This window comes from Streptomyces sp. NBC_01017 (genome assembly GCF_045162795.1).
Classification (GTDB): Bacteria; Actinomycetota; Actinomycetes; order Streptomycetales; family Streptomycetaceae; genus Streptomyces; species Streptomyces machairae.
On the sequence record NZ_CP108683.1, the window covers coordinates 8,418,995 to 8,440,439 of the forward strand.

The following is a 21,445-nucleotide window of genomic DNA, read 5'->3' on the forward strand; positions in this document are numbered from 1 at the left end:
GACAAGGCACTTGTAAGTGAACATGCGCAACCAGTGGCCGGTCCTGCCCGTCGTGGCAGGGCTGGCCTCCGGCCTGCTGACCGGCTGTGGAACCGAGACCGCGGGCACCGGGGGGACCGGTACCTCGGTGGTCATGGGAATGTCGGACGACGTCCTCGCCACCGACCCCGCCTCCGGCTACGACCCCGGCTCCTGGCTGTTGTTCAACAACGTCTTCCAGTCGCTGCTCAGCTTCCCCAAGGGCGCCACCGAACCGCAGCCGGAGGCCGCCGAGCAGTGCTCCTTCTCCGACACACAGACGACGGTCTACAGGTGCACGCTCAAGGACGGTCTGAAGTTCAGCAACGGTGACGCGCTCACCTCGGAGGACGTCAAGTTCTCCTTCGACCGCATGCTGAAGATCAACGACCCCGACGGCCCCGCCGTCATGTTCCCCACGCTCGACAAGGTCGAGACGCCGGACGACAAGACGGTCGTCTTCCAGCTCAACACCCCCGACGCCACCTTCCCGAGCAAGATAGCCTCCGGCGCCGGCTCCATCGTCGACCAGGAGCAGTACGACGCGAGCGGCCTGCGCAAGGACGACCAGGCGGTCGGCTCCGGCCCGTACAAGCTCGACAAGTTCGACGACGACGAGGCCGTCTTCTCCGTCAACGAGAACTACAAGGGCACCGCCGAGGTACAGAACGACGGCGTGACCATGAAGTTCTTCCACGGCGACCAGGACGCCCTGAAGAAGGCCCTGAGCGCCAACGAGGTCGACATCGCCTACCGCGGCCTCACCGCGGGCGGCATCGCCGACGTCGAGAAGTCCGGCGGCGACTCCGGTGCGGAGGTCGTCGAAGGCAGCAGCGCCGAGGTCCAGCACCTGGTCTTCAACATGGACGACCCGGTCGCCGGCAAGCTCGGCGTGCGCAAGGCCATGGCCTACCTCCTCGACCGTGACGCCCTCATCAAGGACGTCTACCAGGGCACGGCCACCCCGCTGTACTCGATCATCCCGGCCGGTATCAGCGGACACAACACGGCCTTCTTCGACACCTACGGCGCCCGCCCCTCCAAGGAGAAGGCCGCCGCGGCCCTGCGGGACGAGGGCATCGACGGCAAGGTCAAGCTCACCCTCTGGTCCACCCCGTCGCGCTACGGCCCGGCCACCGACCAGGAGTTGGAGACGATCGCGCAGCAGCTCAACGCCAGTGGCCTGTTCGACGCCGATGTGCAGTCCGTCGCGTTCGACCAGTACGAGAGGGACATCGCCGACGGCAAGTACGGCGTGTACGTGAAGGGCTGGATCCCGGACTACCCGGACGCCGACAGCTTCACGGCCCCCTTCTTCGGCAAGGGCAACGTGCTGAGCAACAACTACAGCAACGACGCCATCACCGGCACGCTCATCCCGCGCACCGCCGCCGAGAGCGACCGCGCCGCGACGGACGACGAGTTCAACCGGCTCCAGGACATCGTGGCCGAGGAAGTCCCCGTCCTTCCGGTCTGGCAGGCCAAGCAGTACGCGGTCGTCCGCGACAACGTCTACGGCCTGGAGTACTGCCTCGACGCCTCCACCGTGTTCCGCTTCTGGGAGCTGAGCAAGGGCTGACGGAGGACGAAGTACGCAGAGGGCGCCCCTTCCTGAGAAGGGGCGCCCTCTGCGTCGTCGCCTAGTCGTGCCGTGCGGGTCCCTACTGGGCGCCCGGACGCACCAGCCCGCTCTCGTACGCGTACACCGCGGCCTGCACCCGGTCCCGCAGCCCCAGCTTGGTCAGGACGTGGCCCACGTGGGTCTTGACGGTGGTCTCGCTGACGAAGAGGTCGGCGGCGATCTCGGCGTTGGACAGGCCCCGCGCCACCAGCTTCAGCACCTCCACCTCGCGCTCGGTCAGCGTGTGCAGGGTGTCCGGAACCGGCTCGTCGCCCGACGGCAGATGCGTGGCGTACTTGTCGAGCAGCCGGCGCGTGATGCTCGGCGCGAGCATCGCCTCGCCGCCCGCGACCACCCGGATCGCCTGCACCAGCTCGTTGGCCGGGGCGTCCTTCAGCAGGAAGCCGCTGGCTCCCGCCTTGAGCGCCTCCACCACGTACTCGTCGAGGTCGAACGTGGTCAGCACCAGCACCTTCGCCGGGCCGTCCCGCCCGGGACCGGTGATCTGCCGGGTCGCCTCGACCCCGTCCATGCGAGGCATGCGGATGTCCATCAGAACCACGTCGGGCTGCAGGGCCCGCACCTGGTCGAGAGCTTGCAGGCCGTCACCGGCCTCGCCCACGACCGCGATGTCCTGCTCCGCCTCCAGAATCATCCGGAAGCCGGTACGCAGCAGGGGCTGGTCGTCGACCAGTAGGACGCGGATGGCCACGTGAGTCTCCTTCGCCTAGTCCGGCCCCATTCTGCCCTGCGCACCGCCGCCGGACTCGCCCGCCCTGACCGGCAGCGGATACGGCGGGGGAGTGCCGCCGAATTCCGGGCAGTGGGCCTGGTGATCGCACCAGCCGCACAGCTTCGTCTGCTTCGGACGCCAGTCACCCGTCTCGGTCGCCGTCCGGATCGCCTCCCACAGCGCCAGCAGCTTGCGCTCCACCCGCTCCAGGTCGGCGAGGACGGGGTCGTACGTCAGCACGTCACCGCTGCCCAGATAGACGAGCTGGAGCCGGCGAGGGATCACCTTCTTCAGCCGCCACACGACCAGGGCGTAGAACTTCATCTGGAACAGCGCGCCCTCGGCATACTCGGGCCGGGGCGCCTTGCCCGTCTTGTAGTCGACGATCCGCACCTCGCCCGTCGGCGCCACGTCGACGCGGTCGATGATGCCGCGCAGCCGCAGCCCCGAGTCCAGCTCGGCCTCGATGAACAGCTCCCGCTCGGCGGGCTCCAGCCGGGTCGGATCCTCCAGACCGAACCACCGCTCCACGAGCCGCTCCGCCTCACCCAGCCAGGTCGCCAGCCGCTCGCCCTCGGGATCGTCCGCGAACAGCTCCAGGACCTCCGGCCTGCTCTCCCGCAGCCGGTCCCACTGGCCCGGGATGAGGGACTTGGCGCGCGGAGCGGTCCGCTCGGCGGCCGGGGCGTCGAAGAGCCGCTCCAGTACCGCGTGCACCAGCGTGCCCCTGGTCGCCGCCGCGCTCGGCTTCTCGGGCAGCCGGTCGATCACCCGGAACCGGTAGAGCAGCGGGCACTGCATGAAGTCACTGGCACGGGAAGGGGACAGCGAGGCCGGCGCTATCGCCGGACGCACGGCCGTGCCGCCCGCTGCGGCCGCGCTCTCACCCGCCTCGACCGCCGTCGCCGTACTGTCCGTCCCCACCGGGTACTCGTCCGTCACCGGCTCTGCCGCCGGCGCGGTGTCACTGCCGCAGTCCGCCGCGGCACCCTCCGTGCTCGTCTCCATGACCACAGACCTTACGGCCCACCACTGACAGTGACCCAGCCCCGGCCGTTACGGCTGCGGCGGACGGGGAAACAGAGGGGGTGCCGGGGCGAAACGCGCTGCGACGGCCGCATACCATCGACCCGAGACCCATCCGCCCGGCAGGCGCGGAAGACGCTTCGAACGAGGGGACACCGTGGACGAGAGCGGCGGGAGCGGGCAGCCGCGGTCCGGCACCGACGAGTCGAGCGAGCGCCGACCGGACCGTGAGGCCCCGGCCACCGGACCCGCGCGCCCCGACCCGGCTCCGTCCGACGAGCAGCCCAAGGACGACGCGAGCGGCACCGGCGACAGCGGCGACACGACTCCCGGCCCCGCGACGCCGGTCTCGTCCGAGTCCCGCGAGGAAGCCGACCCCGCCCCCGGCGACGCCACCGACCCGCGCACGCCTGACCGTCGCGACGCCGAGAGCCCGTTCGCGCAGGCCTCCCACAGCGACACCCACCCCGACCGCACCCTCGCCCACTCCGGCACCACCAAGGGCCGTCCGCCGCAGCGCCCCAAGGACCCCCGCGGCGGGCTGCTCATGGGCCGGCCGTTCGGCGTGCCCGTCTACGTCGCCCCCAGCTGGTTCCTGGTCGCTGCGCTGATCACCTGGGTGTTCGGGGGACAGCTCGAGCGCGTGCTGCCGGAGCTCGGCGCCGTCCGCTACCTTGTCTCCCTCTTCTTCGCGGTCGCCTTCTACGCCTCCGTCCTCGTCCACGAGCTCGCCCACACCGTCGCCGCGCTCCGCTTCAAGCTGCCCGTGCGCCGTATCCAGCTGCAGTTCTTCGGCGGGGTCTCCGAGATCGAGAAGGAGGCCGAGACGCCAGGGCGGGAGTTCGTGCTGGCCTTCGTCGGACCCCTGCTCTCCCTCGTCCTCTCCGGCGTCTTCTACGGCGCCCTGCAGGCCGTCGAACCCGGTACCGTCCCCGGCGTCCTGCTGGCCGGCCTGATGATCTCCAACCTGATCGTGGCCGCCTTCAACCTGCTCCCCGGCCTGCCCCTCGACGGTGGCCGCATGCTCCGCGCGGTCGTCTGGAAGATCACCGGCAGGCCGATGACCGGCACCGTCGCCGCCGCCTGGGTCGGCCGCGCCCTCGCCGTCTCCGTCCTCGTCGGGCTCCCGTGGCTCACCCAGTCCGGTGCGCTCGGCTCCGACGCCGTGGACAACGTCGGCATGGACACCGTCATGGACGCCCTGCTGGCCGCCATCCTCGCCGCGATCATCTGGACCGGCGCCGGCAACAGCCTGCGCATGGCCCGCCTGCGCGAGCACCTCCCCGACCTGCGCGCCCGCACCCTCACCCGCCGCGCCGTCCCCGTCGAGACGAGCACACCCCTGTCCGAGGCGCTGCGCCGCGCCAACGACGCAGGCGCCCGCGCCCTGGTCGTCGTCGACGCCGACGGCAACCCCCTCTCCCTCGTCCGCGAGGCCGCCATCGTCGGCGTACCCGAACACCGTCGCCCCTGGGTCGCCGTCAGTGGCCTCGCGCAGGACCTGACCGACGGCATGCGCGTCTCCGCCGAACTCGCCGGAGAGGAACTCCTCGACGCCCTCCGAGCCACCCCCGCCACCGAGTACCTGGTCGTCGAGGAGACCGGTGAGATCTACGGCGTGCTGTCGGCGGCGGATGTCGAGCGCGCCTTCGTGAAGGCGATGGCCCGCCCGAGCTGATCACCGCTCTCCCCAAGCGGTGCCGCCCAATTCCCGGTGGTCGGCGGCCCCCCGAAACGCCGGTAGGCTGTTCACATGTCCGAACCGACCGGTGCCGCCCGCAGGCGCGGGCCCTTCAAGGTCGGGGACCAGGTTCAGCTGACCGACCCCAAGGGCCGCCACTACACGTTCACGCTCGAGGCCGGGAAGAACTTCCACACCCACAAGGGTTCCTTCCCGCACGACGAACTGATCGGTGCTCCCGAGGGCAGCGTTGTCCGCACCACCGGGAACGTCGCCTACCTCGCGCTGCGCCCCCTGCTCCCCGACTACGTCCTGTCCATGCCCCGCGGTGCCGCCGTGGTCTACCCCAAGGACGCGGGGCAGATCCTCGCCTTCGCCGACATCTTCCCCGGCGCACGCGTCGTGGAGGCCGGCGTCGGCTCCGGCTCGCTCAGCAGCTTCCTGCTGCGCGCCATCGGCGACCAGGGCATGCTGCACTCCTACGAACGCCGCGAGGACTTCGCCGAGATCGCGCAGGCGAACGTGGAGCGCTACTTCGGGGGCCCGCACCCCGCCTGGCAGCTCACCGTGGGCGACCTCCAGGACAACCTGTCGGACACCGACGTCGACCGCGTCATCCTCGACATGCTCGCCCCCTGGGAGTGCCTGGAGGCCGTCTCCAAGGCGCTCGTGCCCGGCGGCATCCTCTGCTGCTACGTCGCCACCACCACCCAGCTCGCCCGGACCGTCGAGTCCATCCGCGAGATCGGCTGCTTCAACGAGCCGACCTCGTGGGAGACGATGATCCGCAACTGGCACGTCGAGGGCCTGGCCGTCCGCCCGGACCACCGGATGATCGGCCACACCGGCTTCCTGCTCACCGCCCGCCGCCTCGCCGACGGAGTCGAGCCGCCCATGCGCCGCCGCCGTCCCGCCAAGGGCGCCTACGGCGAGGACTACGAGGGCCCCAACGCCGACGGAGGCAACCGCCGCTGAGGCGGCCCTGTGCCGCGATCAACGTACAAGCGCTGTGGTCGAGTTCCCGGAACGCCCCCGGAACTCGACCACAGCGCCTTTCTGTTGACGCAAAAGCCCACAAACCCACAAGCCAACAAATCCACGAGACGACAAACGGCTGGTCCGAACGCCGCACGACTCCCGCACGCCCCCCACGCACTCCCAACCATCACACCGGCACGGGAACTCCACACCCCGCCGTTCCCCCGTACTGTGACGTGTGGCACCATGCTGGCCACCCCCACCGGCACAGCCCTCACAGGAGACGCTCCTAGTGCAGCAATCCGCCGTCCCGGAACTGGCACACACTCACACCCGCCCGATCCACTGGCTCGCCACCGCCACAGCGGTCGCCGGTGTCGTGGCCCTGTCCTCGGTCCTGCAGCCCAACTCGGCGACAGCGGCCCAGACGGCCGGTCCGGATGCGAAGAACGCCCCCGCGGCCGTCGCGCCCCCGGATCCCGCGAGCGTGGAGTTCCCCCTGGAATGCGGCCCGGTGAAGGCGGTCGTGGTCAAGAAGGCCAGCGGGGACCTGGACGGCGACGGCAGTCCCGAAACCGTGACCGTCGTGCACTGCGACGCCCCCATGGGCACCCCGCCCGACGGCGTCTACGTCCTCACCCGTGGCACCGGGGCGGCCACGCCCCGCGTCGTCGCCACCCTTGTGAACCCGAAGGACAGCATCACCGTCTCCGACCTCGCCGTCCGTGACGGAGCCGTCGTCGCCGACCTGCTCGGCTACTCGACCGACGACGTGCCCCGGTGCTGCCCCGACGTGAAGGACAGCGCGAAGTGGCAGTGGAAGAACGGCTCGTTCGCCCGCTCGACACCCGCCGGTGCCCACAGCGTCTGACCTACGCCACGGGCACGTGTGAGAAATCAGACAGTCGTAACACCCCGTACGCGCAAGGTCACTCGGCGTCCGGACCGAAGACTTCGACCTTGTCCGAAACGCGACGCACATGGATGCAGTCGCCCGGACACTCCTTCGCCGAGTCCACCACGTCCGTGAGAAGCGGCAGCGGCACGGGCGTTGTGGCCCCCTGGGCCTGCAACAGCTCGTCGTCCGCGCCCTTCACGTAGGCCAGACCGTCGATGTCCAGCTCGAAGACCTCGGGCGCATACTGGGCACAGATGCCGTCACCGGTACAGAGATCCTGGTCGATCCAGACCTCCAGCGCCTGACCCTCGACCCCGGCCGCCTGTTCCACGCTCATCTCTCCTGCCGTTCCGTACGCCGAGCCGGACGGGAATCCGGCCAGCTCTGAAGGGTGTTGAACGCTTCGAGCCTACCTGCGGCGGCTTCCCAATCATGTTCGGTGGGTATTCCCCTGGCGTGAGGGAGAGCGCAAGGGTGAAGATCGGACACACCCCGACAGTCTTTGTGATCTAGGGGTTTCAATCGACACCCACCCAGGTAGGGTCTGGAAGCGTCCAGCTCCCCTTGGAGGAGGTGAGGACCGTGGCAGCCCACGACGACGACATGAACCGCGGCATCCGCCCGGGACGGGGGTCCGACGACCCGGCCGGGCAGATTGCCTACCTTGAGCAGGAGATCGCCGTCCTGCGACGCAAGCTCGCCGACTCTCCGCGGCACACGAGGATTCTCGAGGAGCGGATCGTCGAGCTGCAGACCAATCTGGCCGGCGTGTCCGCACAGAACGAGCGACTCGCCAACACGCTCCGTGAGGCCCGCGACCAGATCGTGGCCCTCAAGGAGGAAGTCGACCGGCTCGCACAGCCACCGGCCGGCTTCGGTGTCTTCCTGACGCAGAACGAGGACGGCACGGCCGACATCTTCACCGGTGGCCGCAAACTCCGCGTGAACGTCAGCCCGAGCGTCGAACTAGACGACCTCAGGCGCGGCCAGGAAGTAATGCTCAACGAAGCGCTCAACGTGGTCGAGGCCATGGAGTACGAGAGCGTCGGCGACATCGTCACCCTCAAGGAGATCCTCGAGGACGGCGAGCGCGCCCTCGTAGTGGGGCACACCGATGAGGAACGGGTGGTACGGCTCGCCGAGCCTCTGCTGGACGTCACCATCCGCCCCGGCGACGCCCTGCTGCTCGAACCCCGCTCCGGCTACGTCTACGAGGTCGTCCCCAAGAGCGAAGTCGAGGAACTCGTCCTCGAAGAAGTACCGGACATCGGCTACGAGCAGATCGGCGGCCTGGGCAACCAGATCGAAATGATCCGCGACGCGGTCGAGCTCCCGTACCTCTACCCCGACCTGTTCAGGGAGCACGAACTGCGGCCGCCCAAGGGTGTCCTCCTGTACGGGCCCCCCGGATGCGGCAAGACGCTCATCGCGAAGGCCGTCGCCAACTCGCTGGCCAAGAAGGTCGCCGAGGTGACCGGGCAGGCCACCGGCAAGAGCTTCTTCCTCAACATCAAGGGCCCCGAGCTTCTGAACAAGTACGTGGGTGAGACCGAGCGGCAGATCCGCCTCGTCTTCCAGCGTGCACGTGAAAAGGCCAGCGAGGGCACACCCGTCATCGTCTTCTTCGACGAGATGGAATCCCTCTTCCGCACCCGTGGCTCCGGTGTCAGCTCGGACGTGGAGAACACCATCGTCCCCCAGCTGCTCGCCGAGATCGACGGTGTCGAAGGCCTGCAGAACGTGGTCGTGATCGGCGCCTCCAACCGCGAGGACATGATCGACCCCGCCATCCTGCGCCCCGGCCGCCTGGACGTGAAGATCAAGATCGAGCGCCCGGACGCCGAGGCCGCCAAGGACATCTTCGGCAAGTACCTCACCCAGCGCCTGCCGCTCCACACCGAGGACGTCGGCGAGCACAGCGGCGACAGGGCCATGACGGTCCAGAGCATGATCCAGACCGCCGTCGAGCAGATGTACGCCGAATCCGAGGAAAACCGCTTCCTGGAAGTCACCTACGCCAACGGCGACAAGGAAGTCCTCTACTTCAAGGACTTCAATTCCGGCGCCATGATCGAGAACATCGTGGGCCGCGCCAAGAAGATGGCGATCAAGGACTTCCTGGAGCACAACCAGAAGGGCCTCCGCGTCTCCCACCTCCTCCAGGCCTGCGTGGACGAGTTCAAGGAGAACGAGGACCTGCCCAACACCACCAACCCGGACGACTGGGCCCGGATCTCCGGAAAGAAGGGCGAGCGGATCGTGTACATCCGCACCCTCATCACCGGAAAGCAGGGCGCAGACACCGGACGCTCCATCGACACGGTGGCAAACACCGGTCAGTACCTGTAAAAGACAGGGCGGCTGCGGGTGCCCCCACCGGGTACCCGCAGCCGACTGTTTTTCCGGCCACCGCCGGAACAAAGGCGAGCAACGCAATGACGCAAATGATCTCCCCACCAGCGCAAAGGCGTTCTAGGCTCTTCGGTACCGCCGAGTCGCGCAGTGCGGGGACGGGCACCGCACACGCACCGGAGCGCCAGCGGTACTTGAGCGGCGCCCCCGACCGAGGGCGCCGCCGGGCAAGGAGGGCCGCATGACCGTACGGCGAGTAATGGGCATCGAGACGGAGTACGGGATCTCCGTCCCCGGCCACCCCAACGCCAATGCCATGCTCACCTCATCCCAGATCGTCAACGCCTACGCGGCGGCGATGCACCGGGCCCGCCGGGCTCGCTGGGACTTCGAGGAGGAGAACCCGCTGCGGGACGCGCGAGGCTTCGACCTCGCCCGCGAGGCCGCCGACTCCAGCCAGCTCACCGACGAGGACATCGGCCTCGCCAACGTCATCCTCACCAACGGGGCACGGCTCTACGTCGACCACGCACACCCCGAATACAGCTCCCCCGAGGTGACCAATCCCCGCGACGCCGTCCTCTGGGACAAGGCCGGCGAGCGGATCATGGCCGAGGCGGCCGAGCGGGCCGCCCAGCTGCCCGGCGCCCAGCCCATCCACCTCTACAAGAACAACACCGACAACAAGGGCGCCTCCTACGGCACGCACGAGAACTACCTGATGAAGCGGGAAACCCCCTTCTCCGACATCGTGCGCCACCTGACGCCCTTCTTCGTCTCCCGCCAGGTCTTCGCCGGCGCCGGCCGCGTCGGCATCGGCCAGGACGGCCACGAACACGGCTTCCAGCTCAGCCAGCGAGCGGACTACTTCGAGGTCGAGGTGGGCCTCGAGACGACCCTGAAGCGCCCGATCATCAACACGCGCGACGAACCGCATGCGGACGCGGAGAAATACCGCCGCCTGCACGTGATCATCGGCGACGCGAACCTGTCGGAGATCTCGACGTATCTGAAGCTGGGCACCACGGCCCTGGTCCTGTCGATGATCGAGGACAGCTTCATCGCGGTCGACCTGGCCGTGGACCAGCCCGTGCGCACACTCCACCAGGTGTCGCACGACCCGTCCCTCAAACGCCTGATCACGCTCCGTAGCGGCCGCACACTGACCGCGGTACAGCTCCAGATGGAGTACTACGAGCTCTCCCGCAAATATGTCGAGGAACGCTTCGGCGCCGACGCCGACGAACAGACCAAGGACGTCCTGACCCGCTGGGAGGACACCCTCAACCGCCTGGAGCGGGATCCGATGAGCCTGGCGGGCGAGCTGGACTGGGTCGCCAAGCGAGAGCTCATGGAGGGCTACCGGCGCCGCGACGACCTCGACTGGGACGCCGCGCGGCTTCACCTCGTCGACCTCCAGTACGCCGACGTACGCCCCGAGAAGGGCCTCTACAACCGTCTCGCGGCCCGCGGACGCATGAAGCGCCTCCTGGACGAGAACGAGGTCGAGAGGGCCCGCACGAAGCCGCCGGAGGACACGCGCGCGTACTTCCGCGGGCGCTGCCTGGAGCAGTACGCCGACGACGTCGCCGCGGCCTCCTGGGACTCGGTGATCTTCGACCTGCCCGGCCGGGACTCCCTCCAGCGCGTCCCAACCCTCGAACCGCTTCGCGGAACGCGAAATCACGTCAAGGAGCTCCTGGACCGCTGTCGCACGGCGGAAGACCTGGTCAAGGTCCTCTCGGGCAACTGAGGGGTACTCGTGCGGTGTCAGCCGGACATCGGCCGAGCAGGGTGGAAATCCCGGCGTCCGGGAATCATCGAGATGGCCCCCGTACGTTGGAGAAACTGCGGGGCCGATGTCAGACCCGGCTTGTAGGGTCTGATCATCACCGATCGGCAGGAAAGCCGACCTGTCGACCATGTCGGGCGAACTGAGCGGGGTGAGGGATATGGCAACCAAGGACACCGGCGGCGGACAGCAGAAGGCCACGCGTTCCACGGAGGAAGTCGAGGAGCAGACCGCGGAGACGCAGGCTTCGGAGGACCTCAAGGAGCGCCAGGAGAAGCTGAGCGACGACGTCGACTCGGTTCTGGACGAGATTGACGACGTCCTCGAGGAGAACGCGGAGGACTTTGTGCGGTCCTTCGTCCAAAAGGGTGGGCAGTAGGTCGCCCTTTCCTTCGATTCGAAGGCAAACGGGGTGGAGTGGTGGTCGGTGAGTCGGAGATGAAGGGCTGCGTGCGGTGCGGCAGGTCCAAGCCGCGCGCAGCCCTCGCGTGACCAGCCGGTTGCCGCTCGGACGAGCTCCGCGCGATCTGTTTCAAGGGGCTTGCCGTTCATGTGGATCACCGCCACAAGACGGGTAGGGTCCGTGGCGTACTGTGCTTCAACTGCTTTTCCGGCCTCGGCCTGTTGAGGGAACGATCCCGAAGCGATGAACCGAGCTGCCGATTACCTGGAAGGAATCGCGTGGAAGCCAACACTCGTAGCACCGGGCGTCTACCAGCTGCCTTCCTGACGCCTGGGTCGTCCTCCTTCATGGACTTTCTCTCCGAGCATCAGCCCGAGATGCTGCCCGGCAACCGCCAACTGCCGCCCACGCAGGGCGTGATCGAGGCGCCGCACGGCACGACCATCGTGGCCGTGACGTTCCCGGGCGGTGTCGTGCTGGCGGGTGACCGGCGGGCGACCATGGGGAATGTGATCGCCCAGCGCGACATCGAGAAGGTGTTCCCGGCCGACGAGTACTCGGCCGTCGGTATCGCCGGCACCGCCGGTCTGGCCGTGGAGATGGTCAAGCTCTTCCAGCTGGAGCTGGAGCACTTCGAGAAGGTCGAGGGCGCTCAGCTGTCGCTGGAGGGCAAGGCGAACCGGCTGTCGACGATGATCCGGTCCAACCTGGGCATGGCCATGCAGGGGCTGGCCGTCGTACCGCTCTTCGCGGGGTACGACGTCGACCGGGAGAGGGGGCGGATCTTCTCGTACGACGTGACCGGTGGTCGTTCCGAGGAGCACGGTTTCGCCGCCACCGGCTCCGGTTCGATCTTCGCGCGTGGCGCCATGAAGAAGCTCTTCCGTGATGACCTGAGCGAGGCCGAGGCCACGACCCTCGTGGTGCAGGCCCTGTACGACGCGGCTGACGACGACTCGGCGACCGGTGGTCCCGATGTCGCCCGCCGGATCTACCCGATCGTCACCGTGATCACCGAGGACGGATTCCGCCGACTGGGCGAAGACGAGTCCTCCGAGATCGCCCGTTCCATTCTGGCGCGGCGTCTGGAGCAGCCCGACGGCCCGCGGGCTGCGCTGCTGTAGCGGCGGCTCGGTCTTAGCAAGGTGATCCTGTGACTTCGACAGAAAGGGACGGATAACCGGTGTCGACGCCGTTCTATGTCTCACCCCAGCAGGCCATGGCCGACCGGGCGGAGTACGCCCGCAAGGGCATCGCCCGTGGCCGCAGCCTCGTCGTGCTGCAGTATGCCGACGGCATCGTGTTCGTCGGCGAGAACCCGTCCCGTGCGCTGCACAAGTTCAGCGAGATCTATGACCGGATCGGTTTCGCGGCCGCCGGCAAGTACAACGAGTACGAGAACCTGCGGATCGGCGGCGTGCGGTACGCCGATCTGCGTGGTTACACCTATGACCGTGATGACGTGACCGCGCGTGGTCTGGCCAACGTCTATGCGCAGACGCTGGGCACGATCTTCTCCTCCGCGGCGGAGAAGCCGTACGAGGTGGAGCTGGTCGTCGCCGAGGTCGGTGAGACGCCTGACGGTGACCAGATCTACCGGCTGCCGCACGACGGCTCGATCGTGGACGAGCACGGCTCGGTCGCGGTCGGCGGCAATGCCGAGTTGATCAGCAATTACCTGGATCAGCGTCATCAGGACGGCGTGAGTCTCGCCGAGGCGCTGAAGCTGGCGGTCCAGGCCCTGTCGCGCGAGTCGAACGGCACGCAGCGGGAGATTCCAGCGGAGCGGCTCGAGGTCGCGGTGCTGGACCGTACGCGTCCGCAGTCTCGCAAGTTCAAGCGCATCGTCGGCCGTCAGCTGGCCCGGCTGCTGGCGGCCGAGGGTGCGGCCACCGAGGCCGAGAGCGCCGACAACGGGGACGAACCCGAGGACTCCGAGGACTCCGGCAGTTCCGAGGAGTAGTCCGACCTCACCGAGGAGCAGTTCCGACCTCGATTCGCCCGTACTGTGCCCCGGCCGCCCGCTCGGCCGGGGCACAGGCGTTCACGCGGGCCTTCAGGGGGCGCTGGGCGGTGCTGTGGAGCCCCGTACGACGAGCTCGACCGGAATGTCACCCTCCTTGGGCTCACGGCCTTCCAGGACCGCCAGAAGGGCCTGCATGCCACGTTCCCCGAAGAGCTCGGCGTCCAGGCGGACGGTGGTCAGCTCGGGGTCGATGGCGGTGGCGAGGGCGAGGTCGTCGAGACCGGTCACGGAGATGTCGTCCGGGATGCGCAGGCTCAGGCGGCGCACGGCCTTGTAGGCGCCGGCGGCGAGTTTGTCGTCGTCGCAGACGATGGCCGTGGGGCGGGGGCCGTTGGCGGAGAGGGCGGTCTCGGCGGCGGTGCGGGCGCCCTCGATGGAGATGGGTGCGCGGACGGTGAGAAGCGAGGTGCCGGGCACCTCGCCGATGCGTGCGGCGAGCTCACGTGCCCGTATGTCGAAGGTCCAGGAGGGCACGTCGGCTGCGAGGTGCAGGTAGCGGCGGTGGCCGAGGCGGAGCAGGTGATCGGCGACCTGACGGACGCCGTCCGTGATGTCGAGGTTCACCGTCGCCGCCCCGAGGCTGCCGTCCGGGTCGCTGTCCAGCATGACCAGGGGCAGCTGGTCGCCGCCGCGGATGGCGGTGAGGGCGTCGGCGGCCATGGAGGAGGCGATGACGCCGTCGAGGGCGGCCTGGGCGGAGGCGAAGGGGTCGCGGGCGGGGCCGATGCCTTCGGGGGAGGGGTAGAGGACGACGCCGAAGCCGTGGTGGGCCGCGACGCGGGCGGCGCCGGTGTAGACGCCAGCGAAGAACTCGGTGGTGAGGGCGGGGACGACGAGGAGGACGGTGCGGGTGTGGCCGAGGCGTAGGTTGCGGGCGGCGAGGTTGGGCCGGTATCCGAGTTCGCGGGCGGCCTCGCGGACGCGTTCGGCGGTGGCCTCGGAGACCCGGCCGCGCCACTTCTCGCCGAGGACGAGGGAGACCGCGGCCTGCGAGACGCCCGCCGCCTGGGCGACGTCGCGGCTGGTGGGGCGGGTGCTGCCGTGTGCCACCGTCCGCCTGCTTCCTTGCTCCTGGTCGTTCGCCGCGGGGCGCTCCAGCCCTGCGGCTCACTCCGTTGTCTGGACTCGTGAACAGCGCACATGGTACGTATGACGAAGGACGTTATACGTAAAACTTACCCGGAGGGGCGGCGCTGCTGATGACCGGCGCATACCTGGAGGTCCTCAGGGCGAGGCATGCCGCCCGGCTGCTCGTCGGCACGCTCATAGGCCGGCTGCCGAACGCCGTGGCCGCGATCGCCATCGTGCTGTTCGTGCGCGCGGAGGGCGGCTCGTACAGCATGGCCGGTGGCCTGGCGGCCGTGTACGGGGTCGCCAATGCCGTGGGCCAGCCGCTGCTGGGGCGGCTGGTGGACCTGTACGGGCAGCCGCGGGTGCAGCTGCCCGCCGCCGTCGCGTCGGCGCTCGCGATGGGCGTGTTCGCCTTCGTGGGCCTCGGCCCGCTGCCGCTCGCCTATGCAGCCGTGGCCGCCTCCGGACTGTTCACGCCGCCCTTGGAGGGCGGTCTGCGGGCGCTGTGGTCGTCCGTCCTCCACAAGGAGGGCCAGGTGCACACGGCGTATGCGATGGACGCGGTGGCGCAGGAAGTCATGTTCACCATCGGACCGTTGCTGCTCACGCTGTGCGCCTCGCTGTGGTCGGCGCAGGCGGCGCTGCTGATCCTGAACGTGATCGGGGTGCTGGGCGCCCTGTCGGTGGTCGTGTCGCAGCCCTCGCGCGCGTGGCGTTCGGCGCCGCGTGAGGCGCACTGGCTGGGCGCGCTGCGCTCGGCCGGGCTGCTGGCGCTCCTCGCCGCCTTTCTGTTCGTCGGCGTGGCGATGGGGTCCATCGCGGTCGCGGCCGTGTCGTACGCGGACGACCACGGCGGGGATGTGGTGTACGGCTGGCTGATGGCGGGCCTGGGACTGGGCGCGCTCATCGGCGGCATGGTGTACGGGGCGCGGCAGTGGGCCGGTGAGCCGGCTCGGCGACTGCGCTGGCTGGTCGCGCTTCTGGCGGTGTGTTACCTGCCGCTGACACTGATGCCGGGTGTCGCCGCGATGACCCTGCTGGCCCTGCTCGCGGGGGTGTTCCTCGCGCCGTGCATCGCCTGCGCGTTCGTGCTCGTGGACCGGCACGCCCCGCGCGGGACGGTCACCGAGGCGTTCTCCTGGCTTGTGACGACGTTCACCGTTGGTGCGTCGGTGGGAACGGGCCTGGCGGGGCCGGTCGTCGAGGCGGGCGGGGCGCTGTGGGGGTTTGCCGTGCCGGGGGCCGCGGGGGCCGTGTCCTTGCTGGTCCTGTTGGCCACGGGACGGGTCCTCGCAGCTCCCGCCAGGGGTGCGGTCGTTGCGGCTTCATCGGAAAATGATCCAAACCGTGCTGTCGAACCCCGTTTCAGCTCAGGGGATCGGGCGTAATGTTCAGTCATGGACCGCCGCATTTTCGGGCTGGAGAACGAGTACGGCGTCACGTGCACGTTCAGGGGACAGCGCCGCCTGTCGCCTGACGAGGTGGCGCGGTACCTCTTCCGCCGTGTCGTGTCATGGGGCCGTAGCAGCAATGTCTTTCTGCGAAACGGCGCCCGCCTCTATCTCGACGTGGGCTCACATCCGGAATACGCGACACCCGAATGTGACAACGTGACCGAACTGGTCACCCACGACAAGGCCGGCGAACGCATTCTGGAAGGACTCCTGGTAGACGCGGAACGACGCCTGCACGAGGAGGGAATCGCGGGCGACGTCTACCTCTTCAAGAACAACACCGACTCGGCGGGCAACTCCTATGGCTGCCACGAGAACTATCTCGTCGCACGGCATGGGGAGTTCTCCCGGCTCGCGGACATTCTGATCCCGTTCCTGGTCACCAGGCAGCTTCTGTGCGGCGCCGGCAAGGTGCTGCAGACCCCGCGGGGCGCCGTGTACTGCGTCAGTCAGCGGGCCGAGCACATCTGGGAGGGCGTCTCCTCGGCGACGACCCGCTCCCGGCCCATCATCAACACCCGCGACGAGCCGCATGCGGACGCCGAGCGCTACCGGCGCCTGCATGTCATCGTGGGCGACTCGAACATGTCCGAGACGACCATGCTGCTCAAGGTCGGCGCGACCGACCTGGTGCTGCGCATGATCGAGGCGGGCACGGTGATGCGCGACCTGACCCTGGAGAACCCGATCCGGGCGATCCGCGAGGTCAGCCACGACATCACCGGGCGGCGCAAGGTGCGCCTGGCCAGTGGCCGGGAGGCATCGGCGCTCGAGGTGCAGCGCGAGTACTACGAGAAGGCCGTGGACTTCTGCGAGCGCCGCGGCATTCGTACGGACACGGTCGAGCAGGTCCTGGAGCTGTGGGGCCGCACGCTGGACGCGATCGAGGCCGAGGACCTCGACCGGATCGGTACCGAGATCGACTGGGTCATGAAGTACAAGCTCATCGAGCGGTACCGGGCCAAGCACAACATGACCATGTCGCATCCGCGGGTCGCGCAGATAGACCTCGCCTACCACGACATCCACCGCCGTCGTGGCCTCTACTACCTGCTGGAGAAGAAGGGTCAAGCAGCCCGTATCTGCAACGACTTGAAGATCTTCGAGGGCAAGTCCGTGCCGCCGCAGACCACTCGGGCCCGGCTGCGCGGCGACTTCATCAGAAGGGCCCAGGAACAGCGCCGTGACTTCACGGTCGACTGGGTCCACCTCAAGCTCAACGACCAGGCGCAGCGCACGGTGCTGTGCAAGGACCCGTTCCGTTCGGTGGACGACCGGGTGGAGAAACTGATCGCCGGTATGTGAGCGGGCCGCGGCCGCCTCGGCTGCGTCCCGTACAGAACGCCCGGTGCCCGGAGGTGGTGATACCTCCGGGCACCGGGCGTTTTCCTCGACGGCGTGTCGGGTGACGACCGGTGCCGAGCGCATGTTCGTCGTAGAGTGGCGGCCATTGCCCGCCACCCCCGAGCCCAGTGGGACTGATGAACTACAACACGAAACGCCGCGTCGCGGCGCTGCTGGCCGTTCCCGCCCTGTTGTTCACCGCCGCCTGCGGATCGGACGACGACAGCAACGGGGGAGAGACGGCAGGGGTCGCCCAGGTCGACGGCAAGGTCGGGGAGAAGCCCAAGATCTCCGTACCCAAGGACGGCGACCCGTCCGGGAAGACCGTGGTCGAGACGGTTTCGGAGGGCAGTGGAACCGCGATCAAGGCGTCCGACTTCGTCCGCCTGGACTGGACCGTCGAGAAGTGGGGCGAGGACCAGGAACTGGGCGGCACCTGGGCGGCCACGTCGACCGGTGAGAGCACCCCGCGCAGGCAGTCCGTCGAACAGATCGGCAAGCCGAGCCAGCAGCTGCCCGCGAAGGTCCTCGACGCGGTCAAGGGGAAGAAGCCGGGCAGCCGGGTCCTCGTGCAGGGCACCGCGGGTGATCTGATCGGCGAGTCGCTGAACCCGTCCTCCGGCATCAAGCAGAAGGACGTACTGATCTGGGTGGTCGACGTGTCCGGTGCCGGCACCGTCGACGCCAAGGGCGAGGCCAAGGGCGAGCAGGCGGCCACCGAAGCGGGCATGCCGGAGGTGAAGGCCCCCTCGCAGAAGGCGGCGACCATCACCATCCCCAAGAACACCAAGGCCCCCAAGGACCTCAAGGAGCAGGTGCTGATCAAGGGCGACGGCAAGAAGGTCGAGGCCGGCCAGGGGCTCGTGGCCCAGTACACCGGGGTCAAGTGGGAGGACGGCAAGAAGTTCGACTCCTCCTGGGACCACGGCGGCGCGACCGCCTTCCAGATCGGCACCGGCTCCGTCGTGCCAGGCTGGGACAAGGGCCTCGTCGGCAAGAACGTGGGCGACCGGGTGCTGCTGGTGATCCCGCCCTCCCTCGGCTACGGCTCCAGCCCCAACAGCGAGCTGTCCAAGAACACACTGGTCTTCGTGGTGGATATCCTCGACGTCGTCTGACCGAGGTGTCCGTGCGGTCGCTTCGCGACCCAGGTCACGCAACAAGGAGTGATGAAGTGAGCATCGACAAGCCCGAGATCGACTTCCCGGGCGGCGAGCCCCCGGCGGACCTCGAGATCAAGGACATCTGGGAGGGCGACGGCCCCGTCGCGCAGGCGGGTCAGACCGTCACCGTGCACTACGTGGGTGTCGCCTTCAGCACGGGCGAGGAGTTCGACGCCAGCTGGAACCGCGGTGCGCCGTTCCGCTTCCCGCTGGGTGGCGGCCGCGTCATCAAGGGCTGGGACCAGGGCGTGCAGGGCATGAAGGTCGGCGGCCGTCGCCAGCTGACCATCCCGGCCCACCTCGCCTACGGCAACCAGAGCCCGACCCCGGCGATCCAGCCCGGCGAGACCCTGATCTTCGTCGTCGACCTGCTCGGCGTCTGATCGCCCAGTCCGACCGGCGTACGGCTCGTCGGGTCTGATCGGCGCACGACCGGACCCGACTACCTGGGGCCCATGCCTGTCCGGGCATGGGCCCTCGGCTTTTGCCGGGCCACCGTGGGGCGGTAGGTTCATCGGTCGTAAGCACCATAGGGAAGGCGAAGGGCGTCGATGGCCATTGCCAAGGCCGAGCGGCTCATGAACCTGGCGCTGTGTCTGCTCGGGACGCGGCGGCCGCTGAGCAAGCGCGAGCTGCGTGAGTCCATCGAGGCCTACCTCGAAGCCGGCTCCGACGACTCCTTCAACCGGATGTTCGAGCGCGACAAGGATGATCTGCGCGAGCTCGGCCTGGTCATCGAGACCGTGGAGAACCTGGACGGCGAGGTCGGCTATCTCGCCCGCCGCGACAGCAACCGTCTGCCGCCGATCACCCTCGATGCCGAGGAGGCCGCCGCCCTGGGCCTGGCCGCCAAGGTGTGGCAGCAGGTCCGGCTCGCGGGTGCGGCCAGCGGCGCTCTGCAGAAGCTGCGCGCGGCCGGGCTGCCGGAGGACGTCGATCCGTACGAGGCGCACGGCGCCCTGGAGCCCCGCATTCCGGTGCACGAGGCCGCATTCGAGCCGCTGATGCTGGCGTGCCGCGACCGCCGCCCGGTCGTCTTCGACTACCGCAAGGCCACCGCCGCCCGCCCCGAACCCCGGCATGTCGAACCGTGGGCGCTGGAGTGCTGGCGCGGCCACTGGTACCTGGCCGGCTGGGACCGGGACCGTGGCGCCGAGCGCGTCTTCCGGCTGTCCCGCATCACGGGCAAGGTGCGCTCGCGCGGTTCGCGGTTCACCGCGCCGGTCCCCGACGTCGTCACCGTCCGGGAGACCGTCATGAGCTGGGCGGGGGAGACCGCCGACCGCTCCGCGCGGATCCGGCTGCGCACGGACGCCGGTTACCCCCTTCGGGCGAAGGCCACCTCGGTCAGGGAACTCGGGGACGGCTGGGACGAGTTGGAGATTCCGTACGGCCACGGACTGGATGCCTGGCTGGTGGAGTTCGGACCGGACGTGGTGGTCCTGGAGCCCGCGGAGCTGCGGGCCGACGTGGTGGACCGGCTGCGTGCCGTGGCCAAGGGCTGAGGGGGAGCGGAGCGACACAGTGGCAGGCAAACCGGTCAGGCCCGTCAACGCCATCGACCAGACCCGGCGGATGCTCTCCCTGGTGACCTATCTCAGGGAGCGCCCCGGCGCCCGCATCGAGGACGTCGCGCGTGCCTTCGGCATCTCCGAGGACGAGCTGGTCTCGGACCTCGACGTGCTGCCCATGTGCGGCACCAGCTTCCGTGGTGGTGACCTGCTCGACATCGACACCGACGGCGAGCGCATCTGGTGGCACAACCCCGACGATGTGGCCGAGCCGCTGCGGCTGGCCGCCGACGAGGCGACCGCGCTGCTGGTGGCGGCCCGCGCGGTGTCCACGCTGCCCGGACTGCGTGAGAGTGACCGGCAGGCGCTGCTGCGGGCGACCGCCAAGGTGGAGGCCGCGGCCGGGGAGGCGGCCGGCGCCAGTTCGCGGCTGTCGGTGACCTTCGAGTCCGAGGGCGGCGTCTTCGCCGACGTGGACCGTGCGATCTCCGAGCGCCGCCGCCTGTGGATCCGCTACTACTCACCGGCCCGCGACGAGGTCACCGAGCGCGAGATCGACCCGATCCGCCTGGTCAGCGTCGGCCACACCTACGTCGAGGCCTGGTGCCGCCGCTCCGAGGCGCGCCGCACCTTCCGGCTCGACCGGGTCGCCGAGATCAGGATCCTGGACGAGCCGTCCGCGCCGCCCGAGATCGAGCTGCGGGACCTGTCCGAGGGCCTCGTGCAGCCCGCCGCTGAGGACCCGGAGGTCGTGATCGAGGTCGGCCCGGGCGGGCGCTGGGTCGCCGAGTACTACCCGCACGACAGCGCCGATGAGCTTGCCGACGGCGGGCTGCGTATCACTCTGCGCACCCCCGACCCCACGTCGCTGCGGCGCCTCGCACTGCGGCTCGGGCGCGACGGCCGGATCGTCTCACCGGCCGCGCTGGCCGACAGCGCCCGGCACGGGGCCCGCGAGGCGCTGTCGGCGTACGACGGGGTCGAGGTGCGGGGCGAGCACGGGGCGCACCGGGTTCACGACGGACAGTAGGACAGCGCCCCCGAAGGCGAGCGACCACGGAGAAGGGGAGCAAGGGCTTTGAGTGAGTCGGCGACGTCCGGTGCGGTGGGAATGACGGTGGCGTCCGCGTTCGCCGGGATGAGAAGCGTGACCCCGGTGAAGTTCAGGGCGGGCTGCCCGGACTGCCGGGGCAGCTTCGAGCTCGCCGCGGGCGCGCTGCGCCTCGTCATCGGCGCGAGCAGCCGTACGACGTTCTACTCGTTCACGTGCCCCGAGTGCGGCGCCTCCGTCCGCAAGCCCGCGGGGGAGCGGATCATCGAGCTGCTGACCGGCGGCGGGGTCAGCACCCTGCGGCTGCACTCCACGCTGTAGGA

20 protein-coding genes and 1 pseudogene are annotated in these 21,445 nt (G+C 69.1%); 17 read left to right on the forward strand and 4 right to left on the reverse strand.

Features of this window, described 5'->3' with window-relative positions:
• Positions 1–16 precede the first annotated feature (16 nt).
• Complete coding sequence (locus OG331_RS38660) at positions 17–1,597, forward strand: ABC transporter substrate-binding protein (protein ID WP_406205460.1); 1,581 nt, start codon at positions 17–19, stop codon at positions 1,595–1,597.
• An 82-nt stretch (positions 1,598–1,679) separates the two neighbouring features.
• Here OG331_RS38660 and OG331_RS38665 read toward each other — a convergent pair whose 3' ends face one another.
• Positions 1,680–2,351 (reverse strand): response regulator transcription factor, encoded by a 672-nt coding sequence (locus OG331_RS38665; protein ID WP_030053339.1) that lies wholly within the window; start codon positions 2,349–2,351, stop codon positions 1,680–1,682.
• Positions 2,352–2,366: 15 nt separating this feature from the next.
• Positions 2,367–3,380, reverse strand: a complete 1,014-nt coding sequence (locus tag OG331_RS38670) for a RecB family exonuclease (protein ID WP_406205463.1) — start codon at positions 3,378–3,380, stop codon at positions 2,367–2,369.
• A gap of 175 nt (positions 3,381–3,555) precedes the next feature.
• Here OG331_RS38670 and OG331_RS38675 point away from each other — a divergent pair, with 175 nt between their 5' ends.
• The 3 genes from OG331_RS38675 (at position 3,556) to OG331_RS38685 (ending at position 6,928) form a co-directional block, all read left to right on the forward strand.
• Positions 3,556–5,076 carry a site-2 protease family protein gene (locus OG331_RS38675; RefSeq protein ID WP_406205466.1) on the forward strand — a complete coding sequence of 507 codons (1,521 nt, stop codon included), beginning with the start codon at positions 3,556–3,558 and terminating at the stop codon, positions 5,074–5,076.
• Positions 5,077–5,151: 75 nt separating this feature from the next.
• A complete protein-coding gene (locus OG331_RS38680; protein WP_328882750.1) occupies positions 5,152–6,054 on the forward strand; it encodes a tRNA (adenine-N1)-methyltransferase in 903 nt (300 codons plus the stop codon).
• A gap of 295 nt (positions 6,055–6,349) precedes the next feature.
• On the forward strand, positions 6,350–6,928 hold the full coding sequence (locus OG331_RS38685) for a hypothetical protein (protein WP_406205469.1): 579 nt from the start codon (positions 6,350–6,352) through the stop codon (positions 6,926–6,928).
• A 58-nt stretch (positions 6,929–6,986) separates the two neighbouring features.
• On the opposite strand, the gene OG331_RS38690 is transcribed toward OG331_RS38685, so the two are convergent.
• Complete coding sequence (locus tag OG331_RS38690; RefSeq protein ID WP_406205472.1) at positions 6,987–7,292, reverse strand: ferredoxin; 306 nt, start codon at positions 7,290–7,292, stop codon at positions 6,987–6,989.
• A 245-nt stretch (positions 7,293–7,537) separates the two neighbouring features.
• Here OG331_RS38690 and arc point away from each other — a divergent pair, with 245 nt between their 5' ends.
• The 6 genes and pseudogenes from arc (at position 7,538) to prcA (ending at position 13,465) form a co-directional block, all read left to right on the forward strand.
• Positions 7,538–9,304: a proteasome ATPase gene (gene arc / locus OG331_RS38695; RefSeq protein ID WP_406205475.1), complete on the forward strand. Its 1,767-nt coding sequence runs from the start codon at positions 7,538–7,540 to the stop codon at positions 9,302–9,304.
• 244 nt (positions 9,305–9,548) lie between these two features.
• Complete coding sequence (dop, locus tag OG331_RS38700) at positions 9,549–11,060, forward strand: depupylase/deamidase Dop (RefSeq protein ID WP_406205478.1); 1,512 nt, start codon at positions 9,549–9,551, stop codon at positions 11,058–11,060.
• A gap of 199 nt (positions 11,061–11,259) precedes the next feature.
• Entirely contained in the window at positions 11,260–11,478 is a 219-nt protein-coding gene (locus OG331_RS38705) for a ubiquitin-like protein Pup (RefSeq protein WP_328428856.1), read from the forward strand.
• A 146-nt stretch (positions 11,479–11,624) separates the two neighbouring features.
• A pseudogene (locus tag OG331_RS38710) lies at positions 11,625–11,829 on the forward strand (endonuclease domain-containing protein); the annotation flags it as partial.
• Positions 11,781–12,626, forward strand: coding sequence for a proteasome subunit beta (prcB, locus tag OG331_RS38715; RefSeq protein WP_406205482.1), 846 nt, complete (start codon positions 11,781–11,783; stop codon positions 12,624–12,626). The pseudogene OG331_RS38710 and the gene prcB, both read left to right, overlap by 49 nt.
• 59 nt (positions 12,627–12,685) lie before the next feature.
• A complete protein-coding gene (gene prcA, locus OG331_RS38720) occupies positions 12,686–13,465 on the forward strand; it encodes a proteasome subunit alpha (RefSeq protein WP_406205485.1) in 780 nt (259 codons plus the stop codon).
• 93 nt (positions 13,466–13,558) lie between these two features.
• Here the strand turns inward: prcA and OG331_RS38725 are convergent, their stop codons facing one another.
• Complete coding sequence (locus OG331_RS38725; RefSeq protein ID WP_406205488.1) at positions 13,559–14,578, reverse strand: LacI family DNA-binding transcriptional regulator; 1,020 nt, start codon at positions 14,576–14,578, stop codon at positions 13,559–13,561.
• A gap of 149 nt (positions 14,579–14,727) precedes the next feature.
• Here OG331_RS38725 and OG331_RS38730 point away from each other — a divergent pair, with 149 nt between their 5' ends.
• From OG331_RS38730 to OG331_RS38760, 7 genes are all read left to right on the forward strand, one after another.
• Positions 14,728–15,987, forward strand: coding sequence for an MFS transporter (locus tag OG331_RS38730; protein ID WP_406205491.1), 1,260 nt, complete (start codon positions 14,728–14,730; stop codon positions 15,985–15,987).
• A 9-nt stretch (positions 15,988–15,996) separates the two neighbouring features.
• The gene (gene pafA, locus OG331_RS38735) at positions 15,997–17,358 is read left to right on the forward strand and encodes a Pup--protein ligase (RefSeq protein ID WP_406205494.1); all 1,362 of its coding nucleotides are present in this window, start codon (positions 15,997–15,999) and stop codon (positions 17,356–17,358) included.
• 176 nt (positions 17,359–17,534) lie between these two features.
• Positions 17,535–18,515, forward strand: coding sequence for an FKBP-type peptidyl-prolyl cis-trans isomerase (locus OG331_RS38740; protein ID WP_406205497.1), 981 nt, complete (start codon positions 17,535–17,537; stop codon positions 18,513–18,515).
• Positions 18,516–18,571: 56 nt separating this feature from the next.
• Positions 18,572–18,943: an FKBP-type peptidyl-prolyl cis-trans isomerase gene (locus OG331_RS38745; protein ID WP_328428862.1), complete on the forward strand. Its 372-nt coding sequence runs from the start codon at positions 18,572–18,574 to the stop codon at positions 18,941–18,943.
• Between the two features lie 168 nt (positions 18,944–19,111).
• The gene (locus OG331_RS38750) at positions 19,112–20,065 is read left to right on the forward strand and encodes a WYL domain-containing protein (RefSeq protein WP_328882758.1); all 954 of its coding nucleotides are present in this window, start codon (positions 19,112–19,114) and stop codon (positions 20,063–20,065) included.
• A gap of 19 nt (positions 20,066–20,084) precedes the next feature.
• Positions 20,085–21,101 carry a helix-turn-helix transcriptional regulator gene (locus tag OG331_RS38755; protein WP_406205502.1) on the forward strand — a complete coding sequence of 339 codons (1,017 nt, stop codon included), beginning with the start codon at positions 20,085–20,087 and terminating at the stop codon, positions 21,099–21,101.
• A gap of 48 nt (positions 21,102–21,149) precedes the next feature.
• Positions 21,150–21,443 (forward strand): hypothetical protein, encoded by a 294-nt coding sequence (locus OG331_RS38760; RefSeq protein ID WP_406205505.1) that lies wholly within the window; start codon positions 21,150–21,152, stop codon positions 21,441–21,443.
• Positions 21,444–21,445: the final 2 nt, after the last annotated feature.

Excerpts from the sequence above, each read along its gene's own strand:
- pafA (WP_406205494.1), top strand. The coding sequence starts at position 15,997 with ATGGACCGCCGCATTTTCGGGCTGGAGAACGAGTACGGCGTCACGTGC.
- OG331_RS38680 (WP_328882750.1), top strand. The coding sequence starts at position 5,152 with ATGTCCGAACCGACCGGTGCCGCCCGCAGGCGCGGGCCCTTCAAGGTC.
- OG331_RS38730 (WP_406205491.1), top strand. The coding sequence starts at position 14,728 with ATGACCGGCGCATACCTGGAGGTCCTCAGGGCGAGGCATGCCGCCCGG.
- OG331_RS38750 (WP_328882758.1), top strand. The coding sequence starts at position 19,112 with ATGGCCATTGCCAAGGCCGAGCGGCTCATGAACCTGGCGCTGTGTCTG.
- OG331_RS38670 (WP_406205463.1), bottom strand. The coding sequence starts at position 3,380 with ATGGAGACGAGCACGGAGGGTGCCGCGGCGGACTGCGGCAGTGACACC.
- OG331_RS38690 (WP_406205472.1), bottom strand. The coding sequence starts at position 7,292 with ATGAGCGTGGAACAGGCGGCCGGGGTCGAGGGTCAGGCGCTGGAGGTC.
- dop (WP_406205478.1), top strand. The coding sequence starts at position 9,549 with ATGACCGTACGGCGAGTAATGGGCATCGAGACGGAGTACGGGATCTCC.
- OG331_RS38740 (WP_406205497.1), top strand. The coding sequence starts at position 17,535 with ATGAACTACAACACGAAACGCCGCGTCGCGGCGCTGCTGGCCGTTCCC.
- OG331_RS38705 (WP_328428856.1), top strand. The coding sequence starts at position 11,260 with ATGGCAACCAAGGACACCGGCGGCGGACAGCAGAAGGCCACGCGTTCC.